The organism is Geodermatophilus sp. SMS 5-13 (genome assembly GCF_059428245.1).
This window is the reverse complement of sequence record NZ_CP165729.1, coordinates 1,331,913-1,352,215: the sequence shown is the minus strand read 5'-3', so window position 1 is coordinate 1,352,215 and position 20,303 is coordinate 1,331,913. Positions and strand designations below refer to the sequence as shown.

The following is a 20,303-nucleotide window of genomic DNA, read 5'->3' as shown; positions in this document are numbered from 1 at the left end:
CTTCGCGCAAGGCATCGCAACCAACACACGGAGGTGCACGTGATGCTCAGCAGTACCAGAGGGGGGGCACCCGCCCTCGCCTCACAGGGCGTGACATGGGGCGGGCTGCCCCTGCACGCACGCAGGGTCGCGACGGTCGCGACCGCGTTCCTCCTGGCCGCCGGCGTGGCCGGGCCCGCGATGGCATCGGCCGCCTCGGCCGCGACCCCGTCGTCGGCCGACCTCGTCCCGGTCATCGTCCAGGAGCAGGAGGGCACCGGTAACGGTCCCGAGCGCGCCGTCGAGACGTTCGGCGGCTCGGTCACCCAGCACTTCTCGGTCTTCCAGGGCTTCAGCGCGAAGCTGCCGGCCGACCGGTTCGACGCGCTGCGGGCCGTGCCCGGCGTCACCGCGGTGACGCAGGACGCGACGCTGACCCTCAACGGCCTCTCCGACACCCTCGGGGGTCTGGGCAAGGTCACCCAGCAGGTGACGTCGTCCACCACCCAGGTCACCAGCACCGTGACGGCCCCCGTCACGGACACCGTGACCCAGGTGGCCGAGGACACCACGACGGCGGTCGCCGACGTGGCGGAGGACACCACGGCGGCGGTCGCCGACGTTGCGGAGGACACCACCGCCGCGGTCGCCGAGGTCGCGGAGGACACCACCGCCGCGGTCGCCGACGTCGCGGCGGACGCCGTGGCGGCGGTCGGTGACGTGGCGACGCAGGCGGCCCAGGCCGGCTCGCTGTACACGCTCACCAACGACGTCACCGGCGCGAAGGCGATGTGGGACGCGGGCTACACCGGCCAGGGTGTGGACGTGGCGGTCATCGACTCGGGCACCGTCCCGGTCGAGGGCCTCGACGACCCGAGCCGGCTGGTCTACGGCCCCGACCTGTCCTTCGAGGCCGGCACGCCGGTGGAGAACCTGGACACCAACGGTCACGGCACCGCCATGGCCGGCATCATCGCCGGTCGCGACGCCGACGCCACCGCTCCCTACAGCGGTGACTCGGACAGCTACGTCGGCATGGCGCCGGACGCCCGGATCGTCAGCATCAAGGTCGCTGACGCCATGGGGCGCACCGACGTCTCGCAGGCGATCGCCGCCATCGACTGGGTCACCGAGCACGGCCAGGAGAACGGGCTGAACATCCGGGTGCTGAACATGTCGTTCGGCACCGACGGTGTGCAGAGCTACCTGCTCGACCCGCTGGCCTATGCGGCCGAGCAGGCCTGGCACAAGGGCGTCGTCGCCGTCGTCGCCGTCGGCAACGAGGGCTTCGGCACCCAGAAGGTGAACAACCCGGCCTACGACCCGTACGTCCTCGCCGTCGGCAGCGCCAACGCCAACGGGACGGCCACCACGGCCGACGACACGGTCTCGTCGTTCTCTAACGACGGTGACGGCACCCGCAACCCCGACCTGGTCGCTCCCGGTGAGCGCGTGGTCAGCCTGCGGAGCCCGAACTCGTTCCTCGACCAGGAGCACCCGGCCGCGCGCATCGGTGACCGGCTGTTCCGCGGGAGCGGCACCTCGCAGGCGGCCGCGGTCGTCTCCGGTGCCGCGGCGCTGCTCATCTCGCAGCGTCCCGACATCACGCCGGACGAGGTCAAGGCGCTGCTCATGGGCTCTGCCCAGGAGATCCCCGGTGCCAGCGCGGCCCGTCAGGGCAGCGGCCTGCTCGACCTGGCCACCGCCCTGAACACGCCCACGCCGACGAACGCGGTCCAGAACTACCCGCGCTCGACGGGTGACGGTTCCCTCGAGGCCGCGCGTGGCTCGGTCCACGTCGAGGTCGACGGTGACAAGGTCACCGGCGAGGTCGACGTGACCGGCACGGACATCGAGGACTCCTCGGCCGAGACGATCGCCGAGGGCGTCACCGAGCAGCAGGCCGCGCCGGCCGAGCAGCCCGAGCTCTCGGGCGTGACGTGGTCCGGGGTGACCTGGTCCGGTGTCACGTGGTCCGGGGTGACCTGGAGCGGCGTGACCTGGTCCGGGGTGACCTGGAGCGGCGTGACGTGGTCCGGGGTGACCTGGTCCGGTGTCACGTGGTCCGGGGTGACCTGGAGCGGCGTGACGTGGTCCGGGGTGACCTGGAGCGGTGTCACGTGGTCCGGGGTGACCTGGTCCGGCACCGACTGGTCCTGAACCGATTCTGAACCGATAAGGAGGTGACGACGATGGCGAACGGTGTTCCTGCTCAGGGATCGCGTGCGATCCGGCTCAATGTTCCCCAGCGGATCATGCTGCTCACGGCCGCACTGGCCGCGGTGGCGGTGGCGCTGTTCGCCGTCGTCGTCCGTCCGCTTCCCGGAGCCCCCACGGCCGTGTCCCTGCCGTGGGTGCTCTGGGCGGCAGCCTTCGCGATCAGTGAGGCCTTCCCGGTCCACGTCCAGGTCAAGAAGGACTCGCACAGCTTCTCCGTCAGCGACCTGGTGATGGCCGCCGGGCTGATGCTGACCACCCCGGGCGACCTCGTCATCGCCTACTTCGCCGGCGTCGCGGCCGCCCTGTTCATCCACCGCAAGCAGCGGGGCCTCAAGCTCTGCTTCAACACGGCCCTGTGCGCGCTGACCGGCTGCGTGGCCACGGTCATCGACGCGGTGCTCTCCGCGCCGCTGGCCACGTCCTGGTACTGGCTGGCCGCGCTGGTCGCCGTCGTCACCGCGACGCTGGTCGGCAACGCCTGCATCTTCGCGGTCATCAGCGTCTCCGAGGGCCGCGTCGACCTCAGCAAGTTCGTGGAGATGTGCACGCCGACCGTGCCCGCCGCGATCGCGGCGGCGGCCGTCGGCCTCGTCGTGGCCCGCACCGCGACGGACGACCCGGCCGCGCTGGCCCTGCTGGCCCTGCCGACCACCCTGATCATCGTCGCCTACCGCGCCTTCACCAAGGCCCACCAGCAGCAGGAGAACCTGCGCCGGCTGCACGAGGTGACCGCGCTGCTGCACCACAGCGACAGCCACGCCGCCCTCGGCGAGTTCCTGACCTCGGTGCGGTCGGCCTTCCGGGCCGAGATGGCCGAGCTGGTCCTCCTGGACACGACCGACCGCGAGGCCATCACCGTCAGCAGCAGCCGCGAGGGCGTCGAGCCCACCGTGCTGGCCCCGCTCGAGGACCGCGAGGCCTTCCAAGGCCTGCTGCGCCTGGCGATGGCCGCGGGCGTGCTCACCACCCGCACCGGCGTGGGCCGGGGCGGGCTGGAGACCTACGCCTCTGACCGCAGCCTCAAGGACGCCATCGCCGCGGTGCTGCGCACCGACGACCGGGTGCACGGCCTGCTCGTGATCGGCGGCCGCCACGGTGAGGTCTCCACCTTCACCGACAGCGACCTCGCGCTGCTCGAGACGTTCTCCCGGCACGTGGGCACGTCCCTGGAGCGCGGCCGCCTGGAGGAGACGCTGCGCCAGGTCACCGACCTCAAGGAGCAGCTGCGCCACCAGGCGCTGCACGACCCGCTGACCGGGCTGCCCAACCGCACGCTGTACCTGGACCGCGCCAAGCAGGCGGTCGAGTCGGCCGCGCGCTCGCAGGTGTGGCCGGCGATCCTCTACATCGACCTCGACGGCTTCAAGCCGGTCAACGACACCTACGGCCACGACGCCGGCGACCTCCTGCTGCGCACGGTGGCCGACCGCTTCCGCGCCTGCCTGCGGCCGTCGGACACCGCGGCCCGCCTCGGCGGCGACGAGTTCGCGATCCTGCTGGGCGGCCCCATCGACCGCGAGGGCGTCGAGCGGGTCATCGGGCGGATCCGCTCGCAGCTGGAGGTCCCGGTGGACCTCGGCGACGGCCGCATGGCCACTGTCGGCATGAGCATCGGCATCGCGCTCGGCGAGGAGGGCATCGGCGACGCCGACACGCTCATCCGCCAGGCCGACGCCGCGATGTACGCCGCCAAGCGCGGCGGCGGCAGCGCGCACCTGTTCTACGAGCCCGGCATCGGCGAGCACACCGACACCCGGCAGGACGCCGAGTCCGAGCTGGCCGCGGCCGTGCGCAACGGCGAGTTCGTGGTGGCCTACCAGCCGCTGATCGACATGCGCACCGGCCGGCCCATCGGCGCGGAGGCCCTGGTCCGCTGGGAGCACCCGACCGACGGCCTGCGGACGCCGGACCAGTTCATCCCGCTGGCCGAGGACACCGGCCTGATCACCGACATCGGCGTCATCGTGCTCCGCGACGCCTGCCGGCAGGCTGCGCGCTGGGTGCGCTCGATCGCCCCGGACGACGAGCTGCTGGTCACCGTGAACCTCTCGGCGCGGCAGCTGCAGCACGCGGAACTGGTCGACGAGGTCCGCGCCGCGCTGAGCGAGTCGCAGCTCGAGCCGCACCGGCTGGTCCTGGAGATCACCGAGACGATGCTCATGCACGACCGCGACACCGCGGCGACCACCCTGTGGGCGCTCAAGGGCCTCGGCGTGCGGATCGCGATCGACGACTTCGGCACCGGCTACTCGTCGCTTGCCTACCTGCGCCGCTTCCCGATCGACATGCTCAAGGTCGCCCGCGAGTTCGTCGACGGCCTCGGCCGGGACGCGCACGACGACGTCATCACCCGCGCGATCGTCGAGCTGGCCGGCACGCTCGGCCTGCTCACCGTGGCCGAGGGCATCGAGACGACGCAGCAGCAGGAGCACGTGGCGGCGCTGGGCTGCGACCTGGCGCAGGGCTACCTGTTCTCCCGGCCGGTGGACGCCGACATGGTCATGTCGCTGGTCCGCGGCGAGTCCTGGGAGGAGATCCCCGGCCAGGAGACGTCAGCGCAGGAGACCTCGGAGGACCTGACCACCAGCGCCTGACCGGCTACGGGACCAGGCCCGCGGCCTCGATGAGGCGGGCCTGCTCCCGGCACCACGGGGACCAGGCCTCGCCCTCGGTCTCCTGCCGGCGGCGGAACGCGGCCCAGTCGAGCAGCTCCCAGTCGGCGACCTCGGTGGGGTCCGGCGCCGGGGTGCCGCCGAACCGGCCGAGGTAGACCGGGCACACCTCGTTCTCGACCACCCCGCGGAACTCCGCGCGGTACCGGTAGCCGGGCAGCGCCGGCCGCAGCTCGGCGACGTCGAGGCCGAGCTCGAAGTCCGCGCGGCGGGCGATCGCGGCGGCGTCGTCCTCCCCCGGGCCGGGGTGGCCGCAGACGGTGTTGGTCCACATGCCGGGGAACGTCTGCTTGTCCTCCGCGCGGCGGGTCACCAGCAGCCGGCCGGCGTCGTCGAACAGGTAGGCGGAGAAGGCGCGGTGCAGCGGGGTCTCACCGTGGTGCACCTGCGCCTTGGGCAGCGTGCCGATCGCCGTCCCCTCGTCGTCGACCAGCACGATCAGCTCCTCCGCCACGCCCCCATCGTTCCAGGCGGCCGCCACCTGGGATCAGCCCAGCTGATCCCAGCTGCTCCTGGCTCACGGTGCACCGTGAGGGAGGACCCGCTGCGGTGAGCCAGGACGGCGGCCCGCGCACGCGGACCGGTGCGCCGAGCGGCAGAGTGAGCCCGTGGACAGCTTCCGGCGCGGTGACATGGTCTTCGACGTCCAGGACGGCGGACCGCGCGACGGCGAGGCCGTCGTCCTGCTGCACGGTTTCCCGCAGGACTGCACCGCCTTCGACCGGGTCTCCCCCGCCCTGCACTCCGCCGGCCTGCGCACGCTGGCGCCCGACCAGCGGGGCTACTCCCCCGGCGCGCGGCCGGTCGGCCGGGCGCACTACCGGATCCGGGACGCGGCCGACGACGTCCTCGCACTGCTGGACGCCGCGGAGATCGACCGCGCGCACGTCGTCGGGCACGACTGGGGCGGCGCGGTGGCCTGGGCGCTCGGCGCCTGGCACCCCGACCGGCTGCGCACCCTCACCTCCCTCTCCACGCCGCACCCGGCGGCGATGCAGCAGGCGCTGCTGCGCAGCGACCAGGGGCTGCGCGCCTGGCACATGGCCTTCTTCCAGCTGCCGTTCGTGCCGGAGACCCTGCTGATGGCCCGGGACGGCGCGGCGCTGCGCCGGGCGCTGACCCGCGGCGGCCTGCCGCCCGAGAAGGTCGACCAGTACGTGGGCCGGCTGCAGGAGCCGGACTGCCTGTCCGGCGCGCTGAACTGGTACCGGGCGATCCCGTGGAGCGCCCGCCACCCGGTCGGCACCGTGCGGGTGCCGACGCTGCACGTCTGGAGCACCGGGGACGCCTTCCTCGGCCGCGCCGCCACCGAGGCCACCGCCGCCTTCGTCGACGCGCCCTACCGGCTCGAGGTGCTCGAGGACGTGCCGCACTGGATCCCGGAGCTGGCCCCCGAGCGCACCGCCGAGCTGATCACCGCGCACGTCCGGACGGCGTGACCCCCGGCTCAGGCCCCTGACTCGACGCGCGTGCGCAGGCCGGCGGCGAACTGGTCGAACGAGGGCTGCAGATCGGGCATCGACCGCCCGATGAGCCCCAGCAGCGGGCCGGTGTACTCCTCGCGCATCCGGAACAGGGTGCCGTCGCCGTCGGCGGTCAGCGTGTAGGTGCGCTCCCCGCGGAACAGGCCGAGCGGCATGCCGCCGCTGAACACCAGCCGGCGGAACGGCTCGACCGTCGTCACCCGGACCGGAAACGCGCGGCCGGGCGCGGCCGCGGACCGGATGGTGATCTTCTGCCCCTCCGCGATCGTGCCGTCGACGGCGGTCACCCCGGAGTCCCAGGACGGCCACGCGGCCGCGTCGACGAGCACCGCCCAGACGTCGTCGGGGCTCGCGGCGATCGACGCCGTCGACTCGTAGGACCTCATGCCGGCTCCTCGGCTCGGTGGCGTGGCGGCTGCCGCAACCCGCAGGTTACGGAGCACGAACTCCCGCCGCCGCGTGACGGGCGGCGCGCACGCGGGTATCCGGGCCGGTCATGACGACCACGACCGGCGCGCCGACCCGCGCCGAGCGCCTGGACCGGCTGCCCTTCACGCGGGAGCACGGCCGGCTGGTCGTCGGCTCCGGGCTGGGCTGGGCGCTCGACGCGATGGACGTCGGGCTGATCTCCTTCGTCATGGCGGCGCTGGCCGCGCAGTGGTCGCTGTCGGCCGGCCAGCTGTCGTGGATCGGCTCGATCGGCTTCGTGGGGATGGCGCTCGGCGCGACCCTCGGCGGGCTGCTCGCCGACCGGTTCGGCCGCCGCCAGGTCTTCGCGCTGACCCTGCTCCTCTTCGGCGTCGCGACCGGCGCCGCGGCGCTGTCGTGGTCGGTCGGCGCGCTGCTGGTCTTCCGCTTCCTCATCGGGCTGGGCCTGGGCGCCGAGCTGCCGGTCGCCTCGACGCTGGTGAGCGAGTTCGCCCCGGCGCGGGTGCGCGGCCGGGTGGTCGTCGCGCTCGAGGCGTTCTGGGCGGTCGGCTGGGTGCTGGCCGCGCTGATCGGCTACCTCGTCGTCCCGCGCAGCGACGCCGGCTGGCGGTGGGCGCTCGCGCTCGGTGCGGTGCCCGCCGTCTACGCGGCGCTCGTCCGGCGGACGCTGCCGGAGTCGGTGCGCTTCCTCGAACTGCGCGGGCGGACCGACGAGGCGGAGGCGGCGGTGCGGCGTTTCGAGGACGCCGCCGGCGTCCCCACGCCGGCCGCTCGCGCGGTCGCCCCGGCCGCCGCACCACGGGCCCGCGGGCTGTGGGCGGCCGGCACGCGGCTGCGCACCGCCGCGCTCTGGGCCGTGTGGTTCAGCATCAACTTCTCCTACTACGGCGCCTTCATCTGGCTGCCGACCCTGCTGGTCGAGGCAGGCTTCTCGCTGGTGCGGTCGTTCGGCTACACGCTGGTCATCACGCTGGCGCAGGTGCCCGGGTACGCGGCGGCGGCGTTCCTCATCGAGAAGTGGGGACGGCGGCCCACGCTGGCGGTCTTCCTCGTCGGCTCCGCGCTCGGAGCGGCGCTGTTCGCCGCGGCGGACGGCGCGACCGCCGTCCTGCTCACCGGGATGGTGCTGTCGTTCTTCAACCTCGGCGCGTGGGGCGCGCTGTACGCCGTGACCCCGGAGGTCTACCCGACCGCGCTGCGGGCCCGGGGCGCGGGCGCCGCCGCCGGCTTCGGCCGGATCGCCTCGATCCTCGCGCCGCTGTCCGTGCCGCCGCTGCTCGACGCCGGCGGCAGCGGGCTGGTCTTCGGCGTCTTCGCCGCCTTCTTCGCCCTCGGCGCGCTGGCCACCTGGGGCCTGCCGGAGCTGCGCGGCCGGGCGCTGGAGGGATGACCGAGAGCTGTCAGAGCTCGAACGCCAGCGGGTGGCGGGCCTCGTAGACGCCCAGCCGCCCACCGCCGGGCAGCCTCAGCGTGGTCACCCGGCCCCAGCCCTCGTCGCTGACCGGCGTCTCGAACTCGACGCCCTTGGCGCTCCACTCGGCGACCGTCGCGTCGACGTCGTCGCACACGAGGTACAGCTCGACCGCCCCGGAGGCCTCGGCCGGGTGGACGGCGACCTCGGCCGGCGGCAGCTGGGCGATCAGCCACCCGCCGCCGGCGTCGACCGACGGCCGGTCGAGCAGGTCGAGCAGGAACGCCCGGTCGGCGTCGGCATCGCTGCTGTACAGGATCACGTGTGCGCCCTTGATCACGGGTGCGACCGTAGGTTCCCGGCGGTCCGGATGGGTAGCGGCAGCGCATGGCGAAGCTCTCTCCCGGCCACCTCCAGGGGCTGACCGTCGCGGTCACCGGCGCCAGCGGCAACGTCGGGACGGCGCTGGTGCGGCGGCTGACCGCACCGGGGAGCGGCGTGGCCGAGGTCCGCGGGCTGGCCCGCCGGCAGCCGCCCGACCTCGCGCCGTACGACCGCGTGCGCTGGCACCACGCCGACCTCGGGGAGGCGGCCAGCGAGCAGGTGCTGCCGGAGTTCCTCGACGGGGCGGACGCCGTCGTCCACCTGGCCTGGGCGCTGCAGCCGGGGCGGCATCCCGAGCAGCTGCGCCGGGTCAACGTCGAGGGCACCCGCCGGGTGGTGCGGGCCGCGGTGGCGGCCGGCGTCGGCCACGTCGTCCACATGTCCTCGCTGGGCGCCTACGCCGCCGGCGCCCCGGCGCGGAAGGTGACCGAGGACTGGCCCACCACCGGCATCCCGACGTCGCAGTACAGCCGGGACAAGGCGGAGGCGGAGCGGGCGGTCCGCGAGATCATGACCCGTCACCCGGACGTCGTCTCGAGCATCGTGCGCCCGACGCTGGTGCTGCAGCCGGAGGCGGCGAGCGAGATCGGCCGCTACTTCCTCGGGCCGGTGCTCCTCGGCCTCGGCCGGATGCTGCCCCCGGCGGTGGCCCACCTGCTCCCCCTGCCGCTGCCGGGCGTCTCGGTGGCGTTCGTGCACGCCGACGACGTCGCCGACGCGGTCAGCCGCATCCTCGACCGGCGGGCGTCCGGCGCGTTCAACCTGGCGGCCGAGCCGCTGATGGACGGCGACGCCATCGCCCGGGCGCTCGGCGTCGTCCGGGTCCCGGTGCCGGCGGTCGCGCTGCGGACGGCGCTGCGCGCGGCGTTCACCGCGCGGCTGGTGCCCACCGAGCCCGGCTGGCTGGACATCGGCCTGCAGGCGCCGGCGCTGGACAGCACGCGGGCCCGCAAGCTGCTCGACTGGGCGCCGTCCCACCGCGGCGACGAGGTGCTCGCCCAGTTCGTGGCCGCGCTGGGCCGCGGCGAGGGCGCGCCCGGGCCGCTGCTGGAGCCGGCCGGCGGCCCCGCGCGCGACCCCGCCGGCGATCCCGCGAACGCCCCCGGCCCCCGCGCGCACTGACCCAGGCGTGCTTTCGCGCGATAAAGCACGCGTGCTTTATCGCGCGAAAGCACGGGGAGACTGGGCTCAGCCGGGGAACGCCTCGGGGCTGGGGCCGAAGGAGCCCGGCGGTCGTTCCGGCCAGACCACCGTCTGCGCGGGCGCGCTGCCGAGCAGGACGCGGGTCATCGCGTTGCGGCTGTCGAGCAGCTCGTCCAGCGCCTCCGCCAGGTCGTCGGCGGAGACGTGCAGCGCGGTGGCGTCCGGGGTGCGGGTGGCGGCGACCAGCGCGGCGCGGCGCAGCAGCTCCTTGAGGAAGGAGGCGGTCACGCCCTCGGTCCGCACGAGGACGTCGTCCAGCCGGGAGGTGTCGACGTCGAGGTCGCCGCGGTAGAGCTCGAACAGCGCCCGCCGCGCCCCGGCGTCGGGCAGCTCGAGGGCCACCGCCTGGTCGACCCGGCCGGGCCGGGCGGCCAGCGCCGGCTCCAGCAGGTCCGGCCGGTTGGTGGTCAGCACGAAGACGACGTCGGCGTCCTCGGCCAGCCCGTCCATCTCGTTGAGCAGCTGGAACAGCAGCGGGTGCTGGCCGGGGTGCATGCCGCGTTCCTCGGCGATGAGGTCGACGTCCTCGACGACGACCATCGCCGGCTGCAGCGCGCGGGCGATCGAGCAGGCCTCGGCGACGAACCGCAGCGCATCGCCGGTCAGCTGGACCACCGTGGTGCCGACCAGCCGGCTCATCAGGAACCGGACGGTGTGCGTCTTCCCGACCCCCGGCGGCCCGAAGAGCAGCAGCCCGCGCTTGAGGTGCTGGCCGGCGGCGAGCAGGCGGTCCTTGTGCCGCGCCACCTCGACGGCCTGCCGCTCCACCTCGGCCAGGGTCGCCGGGTCCAGCACGAGCTGGTCGACCGACAGGGTGGGACGGCGGTGGAAGGCCAGCAGGGCCTCGCTGGGGCCGAACACCTCCCCGCCGAACACCTCGCCACCGAACGAGAGCACCTGGCCGCGGAAGACGTTGCGCGCCAGCGCCTCCGCCCGGATCTCGGCGGCCGCCCGCCGCGCCCGCTCCGGGTCGGTGCCGGCGAGGTGCAGCGACGTGATCGGCATGCCGATCTCCGGCTCCGGCCCGCGGAAGAACACGGCCAGCCGGGTCTCCCCCTCGGTGACCAGGTACAGGGCGCACCGGATGCACGCCCGGACCTCGCCGTCCGGGCCCGCCGCGCGGTTGATCCGCGACGGGTTGCCCGGCCGGGGTCCGAACGGGTCGTGTCTCGAGCCCTCCATGCCGGTGAGCAGCTCCCCCAGCCCGAACGGCCGGTGCTGGTAGCCGACGATGCCGATCAGCTGCGAGGTGCGCGCCGGATCGGCGAGCCACGCGTCGAGCCCGGCCTGCATGTTGACGTGCTCGTAGCTCGGCCCCCGCTCCTGCACGACCTCCAGCTCGGCGGCGCCCTCGCCGAGGTGGTCGGCCAGGATCCGGGACAGCGTGACCGGCTCGTCGGCGCGGGCGGCGCCCACCACCGCTTGCACACCACGGCGCAGCAGCCGGCCGACGTCGGCCAGCTCGGGCCGCAGCGGCTCGGGCGCCCCGCCGTCCGGCGCCGGAGCCGAGCCGTAGGTCACCCATCCCGCACCGTGCTCCACGGCCGCGGACGGTAGCCGAACCGAACCGCGTCGTCAGCCGCCTTTCGCCCGGTCAGCCGTCCGAGGACTTCGACGTCCAGGCGCCCACCGCGCGGCCGGTCCGGGCGAAGACCTCCGACGCCCGTTCGGCGCGCAACGACACGAGCACACCCTCGGCCTCGGCCAGTGTCGTGGCCGGGTCGTCCTCTGCCACGAGGCGCCCGACGGCCCTCGCCCGCCGGCCGTCGACCGACTGAAGCTCGCCGGTGACCACGAGCGGGACCCCGAGGTGCACCGGTCGCCGGTAGATGACCGTGAGCGTCGCGGTCAGGCCGCCGTGGCCGGTGACGCGGGCCGACCGGGCCACCACGTGGTCCAGCAGCGTCGCGACGACGCCGCCGTGGACGAGGCCGGGCGGCCCCTCGTGCGGCTTGCCCACCGTGACCCGGCCGACGCAGCGGCCGTCCTCCGGAAAGTCCTCGACCGCCATCGGCGGCGACACCGGGCTGCCCGGCCCGTACACCGGGCTGTACCAGCGCTCGCCCGTCTCCGGGTCGTCGACCGACGCGATCTCGTGCACGTCCCGGAGGTCTGCCGCCAGCAGCTGGGTCACCTCCCTGGCCAGCAGGGCAGCCTTCTCGAGGTCGGCCACCGGCACCTCGGTGCGGACGGCGACGTCGACCAGCTCGCGCAGCGCCTCGCCCAAGGCCGAGACCGCCTCCCGACGGGCGGCCCGCTCCTCAGCCACGGGCCATGCCGGCCTCGCGCAGCAGCGCACCGCCGATGATCAGCCGCTGCACCTCGCTCGTGCCCTCGTAGAGCCGGAACAGCCGCGCGTCGCGGTAGAAACGCTCGACCGCGGTGGTGCGCAGGTAGCCCATGCCGCCGTGCACCTGCACCGCCCGGTCGACGGCGCGGCCGACCATCTCGGTGCAGAACAGCTTGGCCGACGACGGCCCGACCGAGGTGTCCTCGCCGGTGTCGTAGCGGGCGGCGACGTCGAGCACGAGGCTGCGGCCGGCCAGCAGCTCGGCGTGCATGTCGGCGAGCATCGCCTGGACCAGCTGGAACCGGCCGATCGGGGCGCCGCCCTGCTTCGCCGCGGCCGCGTAGGCGACCGACTCGTCGAGCACCCGCTGCGCCATGCCGACGCAGAGAGCGGCGATGTGCAGCCGCCCGCGGGAGAGCACGGTGAGCGCCTTCGCGTAGCCCCGGCCCTCCTCGCCGATCAGCGCCTCGGCCGGCACGTGGACGTCGTCGAAGAACACCTCGGCGGTCCACGCGCCGGACTGCCCCATCTTCTTGTCCTTGGGGCCGACGCTCACGCCCGGCGCCGACGTCTCGACGACGAACGACGAGATCCCGCGGCCGCCCTTCTCCTCGGGGTTGGTGCGCGCGAACACCATGAAGACGTCGGCGATCGGCGCGTTGGTGATGTAGCGCTTGGACCCGTTGATCACCCAGCCGTCGCCGTCCCGCCGGGCGGTGGTGCGCAGCCCGGCCGGGTCCGAGCCGGCCTCGGCCTCGGTGAGCGCGAACGAGCCGATCAGCTCGCCTGCGGCCAGCCGCGGCAGGTAGGCCTTCTTCTGCTCCTCGTTGCCGAACTTGGCGATCACCTGGCCGGCGATGCCGTTGTTGGTGCCGAACAGCGAGCGGAACGCCGGCGTCGTGTAGCCGAACTCGAAGGCGAGCTGCACGTCCTCGGACATGGTGACGCCGAGCCCGCCGTACTCCTCGGGCAGCGCGTAGCCGAACAGGCCCATCGCGGCGGCCTGGGCGCGCAGCTCGTCGGGCACGCGATCGTCGTCCTCGATCTGCTCCTCGCGCGGGATGACCTCCTCGCGCACGAGCTGGCGGACGGCGTCGCGGATCTGGCGGAAGTCCTCGGCGTCCATGCCGCTCATGGTGGCCCCTCCGTGGCGCTGCGGCCGCGCCGGGTCACGGCCCGGCGCGCGGTGGCCGGCTGGCGAACTCCTCCAAACACAACGGAGTCAAGTCATGACAATGTGTTGTGCCCAGGCAGTGGAACGGCATAGGGTCGGAAGCGGCTGCAGCCCACCGGCCCCTGACACAGCGCCCCGTTCGGAGACCCTGTGCCACTGCTCAACGTCGTCCTCGTCCCTGCTCCCGACCAGGTCGTCGTCCGCCTCACCGGCGACGCCGACCTCTCCACCGTCCCGCTGCTCTCCGACGCCCTCGCCCAGGCCGCCGGCCTCGGCACGCCGCACGTCGTGGTGGACGTCGCCGCCGCCCGCTTCTGGGACAGCTCGGCGCTGCGCGCGCTGGCCGACGTCAGCGCCGAGCTGGCCGGGACCGGCCGCGGCTGCCGCATCGTGGGCGCGAGCGCGGCCACCCGGAGGCTGATCCGCGCGGCCGGCCTGGGCGACGTCCTCACCCTCGACGGCCCGGTGTACCAGCGGGTCGCGCCGGAACCGCCCGCGCCGGCCGGGCCGGGACGGCGCCCGGCGAGCCTGCGCACGCGGCCCAGCCTGCGGCCCGCGCGCACCCCGGTGGGCGCGATCCCGCTCCACCGCTGGAGCTGACCGGCCGTGGAACGGTAGGAATGGCCCCGTGGGCGAGCTCGTCGTGCTGCGGCACGGGCAGACGGAGTGGAGCCGCAGCGGTCAGCACACCAGCGTGACCGACCTGCCGCTGCTACCCGAGGGCGAGGAACAGGCGCGCGGGCTGGGGCGCACCCTGGCCGGCCGGTCGTTCGCCGAGATCTGGGTCAGCCCGCGACAACGGGCCCGGCGCACCGCCGAGCTGGCGGGCCTGTCCCCGACGGCGGTCGACGAAGACCTCGTCGAGATGGACTACGGCGGCTACGAGGGCCGGACGACGAAGGAGATCAGCGCGGAGCTCGGCCAGGAGTGGTCGGTGTGGCGCGATCCCGTGGTGCCGGGGACGACGCCGGGCGAGACCCTGCAGCAGGTCGCCGCGCGGGTGGACCGGGTGCTGGAGCGGCTCCGCCCGCGGCTGGCGGACGGCGACGTCGCCCTCGTGGCGCACGGGCACGTGCTGCGCGTGCTCACCGCGCGCTGGCTGCGGCTGGGCCCGGAGGCGGGCGCGCTGTTCGCCCTGCCGGCCGGCTCCTTCGGGATACTCGGGCACGAGCACGCCCGGCCGGCGCTCACCGGCTGGGGACTGCGCTAGGTGTACTGACCAGAGACGTTGGTCGAGGGCGTGTGACCACTCGATCTGACTGATCGATCTTGTGGAGGGAGGACCTCCGGACGTGGAGTGGGGCTGCTGAAGGCACCCGCTCACCAACCCGGAGGTCCTCGTGTCTCACGCTAACGCTGCCCTGACCCCTCGTCACCGGCTGAAGCTCGGCCGCGCCGTGGTCGACGAGAACTGGTCGATCAGCTACGCCGCGGCGGTGTTCAACGTCTCCTGGCCCACAGCCAAGCGCTGGGCCGACCGGTACCGCCGGGGCGGCCCGGCGGCGATGCAGGATCGCAGCTCACGACCGCATTCCTGCCCGCGCCGGACGCCGCGGCCGGTGGTGCGCAAGATCGTGCACCTGCGCTGGAAAAAGCGCCTCGGCCCAGTCCAGATCGCCGACCGCGTCGGCCTGGCGCCCTCGACCGTGCACGCGGTGCTGGTTCGCTGCCGGCTCAACCGGCTCTCCCATGTCGACCGGGCCACCGGCGAGCCGATCCGCCGCTATGAACATGAGTACCCCGGCTCGCTGCTGCACGTCGACGTCAAGAAGCTGGGCAACATCCCCGACGGCGGCGGCTGGCGCTACGTCGGGCGCCAGCAGGGCAAGAAGAACCGGGCGGCCACGCCCGGCACGCCCCGCAACGCCCACCACAACCCGGTGATCGGCACGGCATTCGTGCACACGGTGATCGACGATCACAGCCGCGTCGCCTACGCCGAGACCCACGACGACGAGACCGCCGCCACCGCGATCGGCGTGCTGCGCCGCGCGGTGGATTGGTTCGCCGCGCGGGGCGTCACCACCCAGCGGGTGCTGTCCGACAACGGCTCGGCCTACCGCTCGCACGCCTGGCGCGATGCCTGCGCCGAGCTCGGGATCAATCTCAAGCGGACCCGGCCCTATCGGCCGCAGACCAACGGCAAGATCGAACGGTTCCACCGCACCCTGGCCGACGGCTGGGCCTTCGGCCGCATGTTCCTCAGCGAATCAGCGCGCCGAAAGGCACTGCCGGCCTGGCTGCACGAGTACAACCATCACCGGCCCCACACCGCGATCGGAAACCGTCCCCCGATCACGCGCTTGACCAACCTGTCCGGGCAGCACAGCTAGGACGCCCTCACCGGCTGCCAGCCGCTGACCGGCTGCTCGACCGCGGCGCGCGGCCGCGACGGGCGGCCGAACAGCCAGCCCTGACCGAGGTCGGCGCCGAGCTCGGTGACCGCGGCGGCGATCCGCTCGGTCTCCACGCCCTCGGCGACGACGACGGCGCCGAAGGTGTGCGCCTGCTCGACGACGGCGTGGATCATCGTCCGCGCGCCGTCCTCCGGGAGCTGGCGGACCAGCGCCTTGTCCAGCTTGACCACGTCCGGGCGGACCGCCGACAGCAGCGAGCGGCTGGCCCAGCCGGCGCCGACCTCGGCGAGGGCGACCCGGAAGCCGGCCGAGCGGACGTGCTCGAGCACCGAGTCCAGGTGGCCGCGGTCCGCGATCGCCTCTGCCTCGCCGATCTCGAGGACGAGCCGGCGGGGCTCGATCCCGGCGTCGTGGGCCGCTCGCTCGGTGCTGGCCAGGCAGACCTGCGCGCGGAACACCGAGCGCGGCGAGAAGTTGACGAACAGGTCGGCGTCGCCCAGCCACCCGGCGGCGCCGTTCACCGCCGCCTCGCGGCCGATGCGGTCGAGCCGGTGCAGCCAGCCGGCCGACTCCGCCACGAAGAACAGATCGCCGCCGGACACCTCGCGGCCGTCGACGATGCCGCGGAGCAGGGCCTCGTGCGCGACCTTGGCCCGGCCGTCCAGCGCCACGATCGGCTGGTAGACCGACCAGAACTCCGCCTCGGCCAGGACGCCGATCTCCACGGTGATGCCGCGGCGGGCCAGCTCGACGGCGAGCGTGGGCGCGTTGAGCAGCGCGGTGGCGAAGGCGTCATCGTCCGCCGGCGGGTCGGTCGCGACGCGGACCACCTGGGTCTCGGCGTCGGTCAGCTCGTGCGCCAGGCGGGCGAGGAGCCGGTCGAGCCAGCGGCCGCCGCGCTCGTCGACGATGTCGAGCATCCGCGGCGCGGCGTGCACCGACAGGCCCATCGCCCGCGCGGTGCGCGCGATCGCCGGGAGGACGTGGCTGATCGGGGTCGCGAGCAGGATCCGGGTCGCGCGGCCCGGCAGCTCCCATCGCTGGTCTTGCGCAGTGCCCACGAATCGAGGATGACCGATGCCCGACCCCTGTCCGGACAGGCGCGCGGTGCGGCAGGATCAGTTCCGGGCCGGGAAAGTTCCAACTCGGGCACAGACCTCTGGTGTTCCTGACTTAAGTGTCTAAAGTCTTGCCCCATGACCGCAGTTTCGACCCTCGATCCGCCCCGATCCAGCCGGGGTGGTCGCCCCCGGGACCCGAGCCGGGACGGCGTGATCCGGGCCGCGATCCTGCGGTTGCTCGCCGATGTCGGCTACGGCGCGTTGACCATGGACGCCGTCGCCGCCGAGGCCGGCGTGGGCAAGGCGACGATCTACCGGCGGTGGCGCACCAAGCAGGACCTCGTCGTCGACACCATCGCCGAGCTGAACCGCGAGGAGGCGGCCGCGCCCGACACCGGGTCGCTGGAGGAGGACCTCCGGGTGATGCTTCACCGGCTCGTATCGGTGATCAACGGGCCGGTGGGCGCGGCCACGCTGTCCCTGCTCTCGACCGTGCCGCACCAGCCCGCGCTGGCCGAGGCCTTCCGCACCGGCCCGCTGGAGGTCTGGCGCAGCGCGTTCGACCAGGTGTGGGCGCGCGCCGAGCAGCGCGGCGAGCTGCGGGCGGGGGTCAGCGGCAGCCTGTCGGCCGAGGCGACCAGCGCGCTGCTGGTGCAGCGGTGGCTGCTCACCGGCGAGCCGGTCGACGACGCCTACGCCGACCAGGTGCTGCAGACCGTCGTCCTGCCGCTGCTGAAGAGCGCGGGCGCGGCGACGGCCTGAGTCACCACCCGAGCGTGGTCGGCCCGCCCTTGAACGGGCCGACCACCTCGTCGGTGATCCACCCGCCGTAGAAGTCCCCCGGCTGCGGTCGCACCACCTCGCCGTCGACCAGCGCGCGATCGACCCGGCCTGGGTAGAAGGCGACGGCGCCGAGCAGGTGCTCGTAGCCGGCGGTCGGCTGCTCGTAGGACCACGCGACCGCGCGGACCCGCCGGCCGCCGACGACGGCGTCCCAGTAGGTGGCCTCGCCCTTCCACTCGCACCACGAGGTGCCCGCCGCGCGCTCGAGCACGCCCGCGGCGAGGTCCGCGCGCGGGACGTAGTAGACCGGCGGGTGGCTGGTCTCGCAGACGCGGACCGCACGGGTGGTGTCGGCGACGACGCGGCCGCCGAGCTCGACGACGACGTGCCGCGGGGTCACGAGAGCCGAGGGCGGGCGCGGGTAGTCCCACACCGACTCCTGCCCGGGCCCGGCGGGATGGGGCTTCACGCCCCCTTGTTCGGCGTCAGTCGTGGTTTCGGATGCGCCGGACGACGGCGACGGTCAGCAGCAGCCCGACCGCGCCGATGGTGGCCATGCCGACGGGGGTCTGCAGGAAGTTCTGGACGGCGGCCTGTCCCTTGGCCCGCAGCCGCGTGGGGCTGCTCCGGTAGACCAGCTGGTCCAGGGTCCCCGCGAGCGACTCACGGGCGGCGTCGATCTCCAGCTGGATCTGTCGAGGGTCGCGAGGCACGGCGACAGCCTGCCAGACGGCATTGCGTCCAGCGCGTCTGCGTATCTCAGCGGCACCCGTCCGGGCGAGTTCCTAGACTGCTGGTCACGCGGGAGTGGTGTAACGGCAGCCACGCCAGACTTAGGATCTGGTGCCTTCGGGCGTGGGGGTTCGACTCCCCCCTCCCGCACTCGGTCGTCGCCGGTCGCGCGACGTACGGACCCGCGTCAGCTGCGCAGCTGCCGCCAGGCCGCGGGGACGGCGGAGCCGTACGCGAGCCCGATGATCCGGAAGGCCTCGGTGCTCCGCGGCCGGTCCCGGCGCAGCCGCCGCAGCCGAACGGCAAACCGAGAATGCGGACGTGAGCCACGCGTCACCCGAACGTGTGCGTCCGCCCCGCCGGGACGACGAGGTGAGAGAGGCGGCCCCGCTGCCCTCCATCTCGAGCAGCGGGGCCTCGCCGCGGCGGTCCCCCGGGAGACCACCGCGGCTGCTCTTGTCCCCGTTGCCCTCCCGGAGGCCGCCCGTCTCCGGTCAGCGCTTCTGGCCGCGCAGCTCGCCGGTGCGGACGAGGTGGTCGGCGACGTCGCGGACCTTGGTGTTGGTGGTCATGGACGCGTGGGCCAGCAACTGGAACGCCTGGTCGGCGGTGACCTTGTGGCGCTCCATGAGGATTCCCTTCGCCTGGTCGATGACGGCCCGGGAGTCCAGCGCGGCCTGCAGGTTCCCGGCCAGCTCGCGGGCGCTCTCGTACTCCCGCATGTTGCCGATGGCGACGGCAGCATAGGGAGCGAAGCCCATGGCCGCCGCTCGGCTCTCCTCGTCGAAGGCGGCGGCCTCGCGGGCGTAGATGTTGAGCGCCCCCGAGGTGGTCCCGTCGATCATCAGCGGCACCGACAGCGAGCTGAGGTTGCCGCGCTCGGCCGCATGGTGCGCGTAGTCCGGCCAGCGGTCCTCGGTACGGGTGTCCACGATCTCGGTCAGCTCGTGGGTGGCGGCCGCGTGCAGGCACGGCCCGTGGCCGTGGCCGTACTGCACCTCATCGAGATCCATGGCCAGCTGACCGGTGTAGGCGACGGTGGCCGCCCGCCCGGGGGTGAGGACGGAGATCGATGCCTCGGGGTGGCCGGGCATCACCGTCCTGGCCGAATCGACCACCGCCTGCAGCAGCGATTGCATGGATTGCTCGCGCAGCGCCAGACGGCCGAGCCTCTCCAGGGCGGCGGCGCCGTCCCCGTGGGTGTCGGGTTGGCTGTCGCTGGACATGTCGCACTCCGCGGCGGGCCGCGCCCACTGTCGGACGCGACGACGCGAGCTCTCCTCGCTCGGGGCCGGAGCCTACGCCGCCGAGGGGGCGTTCGGGCCCGTCGTCAGGCCGAGCGCTCGGGCTGCCGGTCAGGGAGGTCGCCGGTCGCGGAGAGCTCCGCGGCGATGTCGAGGAGGCGGCGGTTGGTGCGGGAGGACGCCCCGACCAGCAGCGCGAACGCCTGGTCGCCGGTGAGCCGGTAGCGCTCCATGAGGATGCCCTTCGCCTGCCCGATCAGGTCCCGGCTGCTCACCGCTCGCTGGAGGTTCTCCTCCTGCTGGGCACCCGAGAGCGCGACGGCGGCGTGCGCGGCGAAGACCAGTCCGACGTTCTCGGACTCCTCGCCGAAGGCGTGCGCGTGGGAGGCGTAGAGGTTGAGCGCACCCAGGTTGTCGCCGTCGACGAAGAGCTGGAGGCTCAGGCTGCTGCCGACCCCGAGGGCGCTCGCCTCGCCGGCGAACCGCGGCCACCGGTCCTCGACGGCCATGTCGTCGATGCGCACCGTCTTCTGTTCCCACACCGAGCTCAGGCACGGGCCTTCCTGCAGCCGGGTCTGCGCGTCGTCCAGTCTCTCGGGGAGATCGCTCGTCGCCGCACGGGACTCCACCCGCCGCCGGCCCTGCACGTAGGTGATGCTGGCCTCCTCGGCGCCCGGCACGGCCCCGACGGCGCCCACGGTGATGGCATCGAGGGTGGCCGCGACGTCGCCGTGCTGACGCTGCAGCGAGCGCGCCAGCTGGCCCATGACCTCGCCGAGGGTCGTGATCGTCTCGCCGGCGGCGGCAGGGGCGTGTCCCCGCTCCCGCTGGCTCTGCTCGGACCTGCCACCCCGGTCGGGTTGGCTTTCCATTGGGCGAA

Annotated in this window: 20 protein-coding genes and 1 tRNA gene; 10 read left to right on the top strand and 11 right to left on the bottom strand. The window is 73.9% G+C overall.

Features of this window, described 5'->3' with window-relative positions:
- The first annotated feature begins 90 nt into the window (after positions 1-90).
- Together AB3388_RS06715 and AB3388_RS06710 are read left to right on the top strand one after the other, a co-directional pair.
- Positions 91-2,139, top strand: coding sequence for a S8 family serine peptidase (locus AB3388_RS06715; RefSeq protein WP_495409985.1), 2,049 nt, complete (start codon positions 91-93; stop codon positions 2,137-2,139).
- Positions 2,140-2,234: 95 nt separating this feature from the next.
- Positions 2,235-4,793: a putative bifunctional diguanylate cyclase/phosphodiesterase gene (locus AB3388_RS06710; protein WP_495409984.1), complete on the top strand. Its 2,559-nt coding sequence runs from the start codon at positions 2,235-2,237 to the stop codon at positions 4,791-4,793.
- 4 nt (positions 4,794-4,797) lie between these two features.
- Here the strand turns inward: AB3388_RS06710 and idi are convergent, their stop codons facing one another.
- A complete protein-coding gene (gene idi, locus AB3388_RS06705; protein ID WP_495409983.1) occupies positions 4,798-5,325 on the bottom strand; it encodes an isopentenyl-diphosphate Delta-isomerase in 528 nt (175 codons plus the stop codon).
- A 154-nt stretch (positions 5,326-5,479) separates the two neighbouring features.
- Here idi and AB3388_RS06700 point away from each other — a divergent pair, with 154 nt between their 5' ends.
- Positions 5,480-6,310, top strand: coding sequence for an alpha/beta fold hydrolase (locus AB3388_RS06700; RefSeq protein WP_495409982.1), 831 nt, complete (start codon positions 5,480-5,482; stop codon positions 6,308-6,310).
- 8 nt (positions 6,311-6,318) lie between these two features.
- On the opposite strand, the gene AB3388_RS06695 is transcribed toward AB3388_RS06700, so the two are convergent.
- A complete protein-coding gene (locus AB3388_RS06695) occupies positions 6,319-6,741 on the bottom strand; it encodes an SRPBCC family protein (RefSeq protein WP_495409981.1) in 423 nt (140 codons plus the stop codon).
- A 110-nt stretch (positions 6,742-6,851) separates the two neighbouring features.
- On the opposite strand from AB3388_RS06695, the gene AB3388_RS06690 reads away from it, so the two are divergent.
- On the top strand, positions 6,852-8,174 hold the full coding sequence (locus AB3388_RS06690) for an MFS transporter (protein ID WP_495409980.1): 1,323 nt from the start codon (positions 6,852-6,854) through the stop codon (positions 8,172-8,174).
- Between the two features lie 10 nt (positions 8,175-8,184).
- On the opposite strand, the gene AB3388_RS06685 is transcribed toward AB3388_RS06690, so the two are convergent.
- Positions 8,185-8,535: a VOC family protein gene (locus AB3388_RS06685; RefSeq protein ID WP_495409979.1), complete on the bottom strand. Its 351-nt coding sequence runs from the start codon at positions 8,533-8,535 to the stop codon at positions 8,185-8,187.
- A 47-nt stretch (positions 8,536-8,582) separates the two neighbouring features.
- Here AB3388_RS06685 and AB3388_RS06680 point away from each other — a divergent pair, with 47 nt between their 5' ends.
- The gene (locus AB3388_RS06680; protein ID WP_495409978.1) at positions 8,583-9,701 is read left to right on the top strand and encodes an NAD-dependent epimerase/dehydratase family protein; all 1,119 of its coding nucleotides are present in this window, start codon (positions 8,583-8,585) and stop codon (positions 9,699-9,701) included.
- Positions 9,702-9,767: 66 nt separating this feature from the next.
- On the opposite strand, the gene AB3388_RS06675 is transcribed toward AB3388_RS06680, so the two are convergent.
- The 3 genes from AB3388_RS06675 to AB3388_RS06665 are packed head-to-tail and all read right to left on the bottom strand — an operon-like array spanning position 9,768 to position 13,207.
- Positions 9,768-11,324, bottom strand: a complete 1,557-nt coding sequence (locus AB3388_RS06675) for an AAA family ATPase (RefSeq protein ID WP_495409977.1) — start codon at positions 11,322-11,324, stop codon at positions 9,768-9,770.
- 52 nt (positions 11,325-11,376) lie between these two features.
- Entirely contained in the window at positions 11,377-12,051 is a 675-nt protein-coding gene (locus tag AB3388_RS06670) for a PaaI family thioesterase (protein WP_495409976.1), read from the bottom strand.
- Positions 12,044-13,207 carry an acyl-CoA dehydrogenase family protein gene (locus AB3388_RS06665; RefSeq protein WP_495409975.1) on the bottom strand — a complete coding sequence of 388 codons (1,164 nt, stop codon included), beginning with the start codon at positions 13,205-13,207 and terminating at the stop codon, positions 12,044-12,046. Before AB3388_RS06665 ends, AB3388_RS06670 begins: the two co-directional genes overlap by 8 nt.
- A 189-nt stretch (positions 13,208-13,396) precedes the next feature.
- On the opposite strand from AB3388_RS06665, the gene AB3388_RS06660 reads away from it, so the two are divergent.
- The 3 genes from AB3388_RS06660 (at position 13,397) to AB3388_RS06650 (ending at position 15,579) form a co-directional block, all read left to right on the top strand.
- Entirely contained in the window at positions 13,397-13,846 is a 450-nt protein-coding gene (locus tag AB3388_RS06660; protein ID WP_495409974.1) for an STAS domain-containing protein, read from the top strand.
- Between the two features lie 28 nt (positions 13,847-13,874).
- Positions 13,875-14,456 carry a histidine phosphatase family protein gene (locus AB3388_RS06655; protein WP_495409973.1) on the top strand — a complete coding sequence of 194 codons (582 nt, stop codon included), beginning with the start codon at positions 13,875-13,877 and terminating at the stop codon, positions 14,454-14,456.
- 130 nt (positions 14,457-14,586) lie between these two features.
- A complete protein-coding gene (locus AB3388_RS06650) occupies positions 14,587-15,579 on the top strand; it encodes an IS481 family transposase (protein ID WP_495405976.1) in 993 nt (330 codons plus the stop codon).
- On the opposite strand, the gene AB3388_RS06645 is transcribed toward AB3388_RS06650, so the two are convergent.
- Positions 15,576-16,664, bottom strand: a complete 1,089-nt coding sequence (locus AB3388_RS06645; RefSeq protein ID WP_495409972.1) for an EAL domain-containing protein — start codon at positions 16,662-16,664, stop codon at positions 15,576-15,578. The two genes, AB3388_RS06650 and AB3388_RS06645, sit on opposite strands and share 4 nt — an antisense overlap.
- 135 nt (positions 16,665-16,799) lie before the next feature.
- Here AB3388_RS06645 and AB3388_RS06640 point away from each other — a divergent pair, with 135 nt between their 5' ends.
- Positions 16,800-17,426: a TetR/AcrR family transcriptional regulator gene (locus AB3388_RS06640; protein ID WP_495409971.1), complete on the top strand. Its 627-nt coding sequence runs from the start codon at positions 16,800-16,802 to the stop codon at positions 17,424-17,426.
- Between the two features lies 1 nt (position 17,427).
- On the opposite strand, the gene AB3388_RS06635 is transcribed toward AB3388_RS06640, so the two are convergent.
- Both AB3388_RS06635 and AB3388_RS06630 read right to left on the bottom strand, forming a co-directional pair.
- Positions 17,428-17,916, bottom strand: coding sequence for a DUF427 domain-containing protein (locus AB3388_RS06635; RefSeq protein WP_495409970.1), 489 nt, complete (start codon positions 17,914-17,916; stop codon positions 17,428-17,430).
- Positions 17,917-17,932: 16 nt separating this feature from the next.
- Positions 17,933-18,160, bottom strand: coding sequence for a DUF3618 domain-containing protein (locus AB3388_RS06630; protein WP_495409969.1), 228 nt, complete (start codon positions 18,158-18,160; stop codon positions 17,933-17,935).
- Positions 18,161-18,248: 88 nt separating this feature from the next.
- Between AB3388_RS06630 and AB3388_RS06625 the strand changes: the two genes are divergently transcribed.
- Positions 18,249-18,329: transfer RNA gene (locus AB3388_RS06625), tRNA-Leu, on the top strand.
- A gap of 344 nt (positions 18,330-18,673) precedes the next feature.
- Here AB3388_RS06625 and AB3388_RS06620 read toward each other — a convergent pair.
- Together AB3388_RS06620 and AB3388_RS06615 are read right to left on the bottom strand one after the other, a co-directional pair.
- Positions 18,674-19,405: an ANTAR domain-containing protein gene (locus tag AB3388_RS06620; protein WP_495409968.1), complete on the bottom strand. Its 732-nt coding sequence runs from the start codon at positions 19,403-19,405 to the stop codon at positions 18,674-18,676.
- Between the two features lie 104 nt (positions 19,406-19,509).
- The gene (locus AB3388_RS06615; protein ID WP_495409967.1) at positions 19,510-20,295 is read right to left on the bottom strand and encodes a GAF and ANTAR domain-containing protein; all 786 of its coding nucleotides are present in this window, start codon (positions 20,293-20,295) and stop codon (positions 19,510-19,512) included.
- Positions 20,296-20,303 lie beyond the last annotated feature (8 nt).

What these genes read in the sequence shown, in the direction of transcription:
- AB3388_RS06710 (WP_495409984.1), top strand. Translation starts at nt 2,235, where the DNA reads ATGCTGCTCACGGCCGCACTGGCCGCGGTGGCGGTGGCGCTGTTCGCC.
- AB3388_RS06615 (WP_495409967.1), bottom strand. Translation starts at nt 20,295, where the DNA reads ATGGAAAGCCAACCCGACCGGGGTGGCAGGTCCGAGCAGAGCCAGCGG.
- AB3388_RS06695 (WP_495409981.1), bottom strand. Translation starts at nt 6,741, where the DNA reads ATGAGGTCCTACGAGTCGACGGCGTCGATCGCCGCGAGCCCCGACGAC.
- AB3388_RS06690 (WP_495409980.1), top strand. Translation starts at nt 6,852, where the DNA reads ATGACGACCACGACCGGCGCGCCGACCCGCGCCGAGCGCCTGGACCGG.
- AB3388_RS06665 (WP_495409975.1), bottom strand. Translation starts at nt 13,207, where the DNA reads ATGAGCGGCATGGACGCCGAGGACTTCCGCCAGATCCGCGACGCCGTC.
- AB3388_RS06680 (WP_495409978.1), top strand. Translation starts at nt 8,583, where the DNA reads ATGGCGAAGCTCTCTCCCGGCCACCTCCAGGGGCTGACCGTCGCGGTC.
- AB3388_RS06620 (WP_495409968.1), bottom strand. Translation starts at nt 19,405, where the DNA reads ATGTCCAGCGACAGCCAACCCGACACCCACGGGGACGGCGCCGCCGCC.
- AB3388_RS06640 (WP_495409971.1), top strand. Translation starts at nt 16,800, where the DNA reads ATGACCGCAGTTTCGACCCTCGATCCGCCCCGATCCAGCCGGGGTGGT.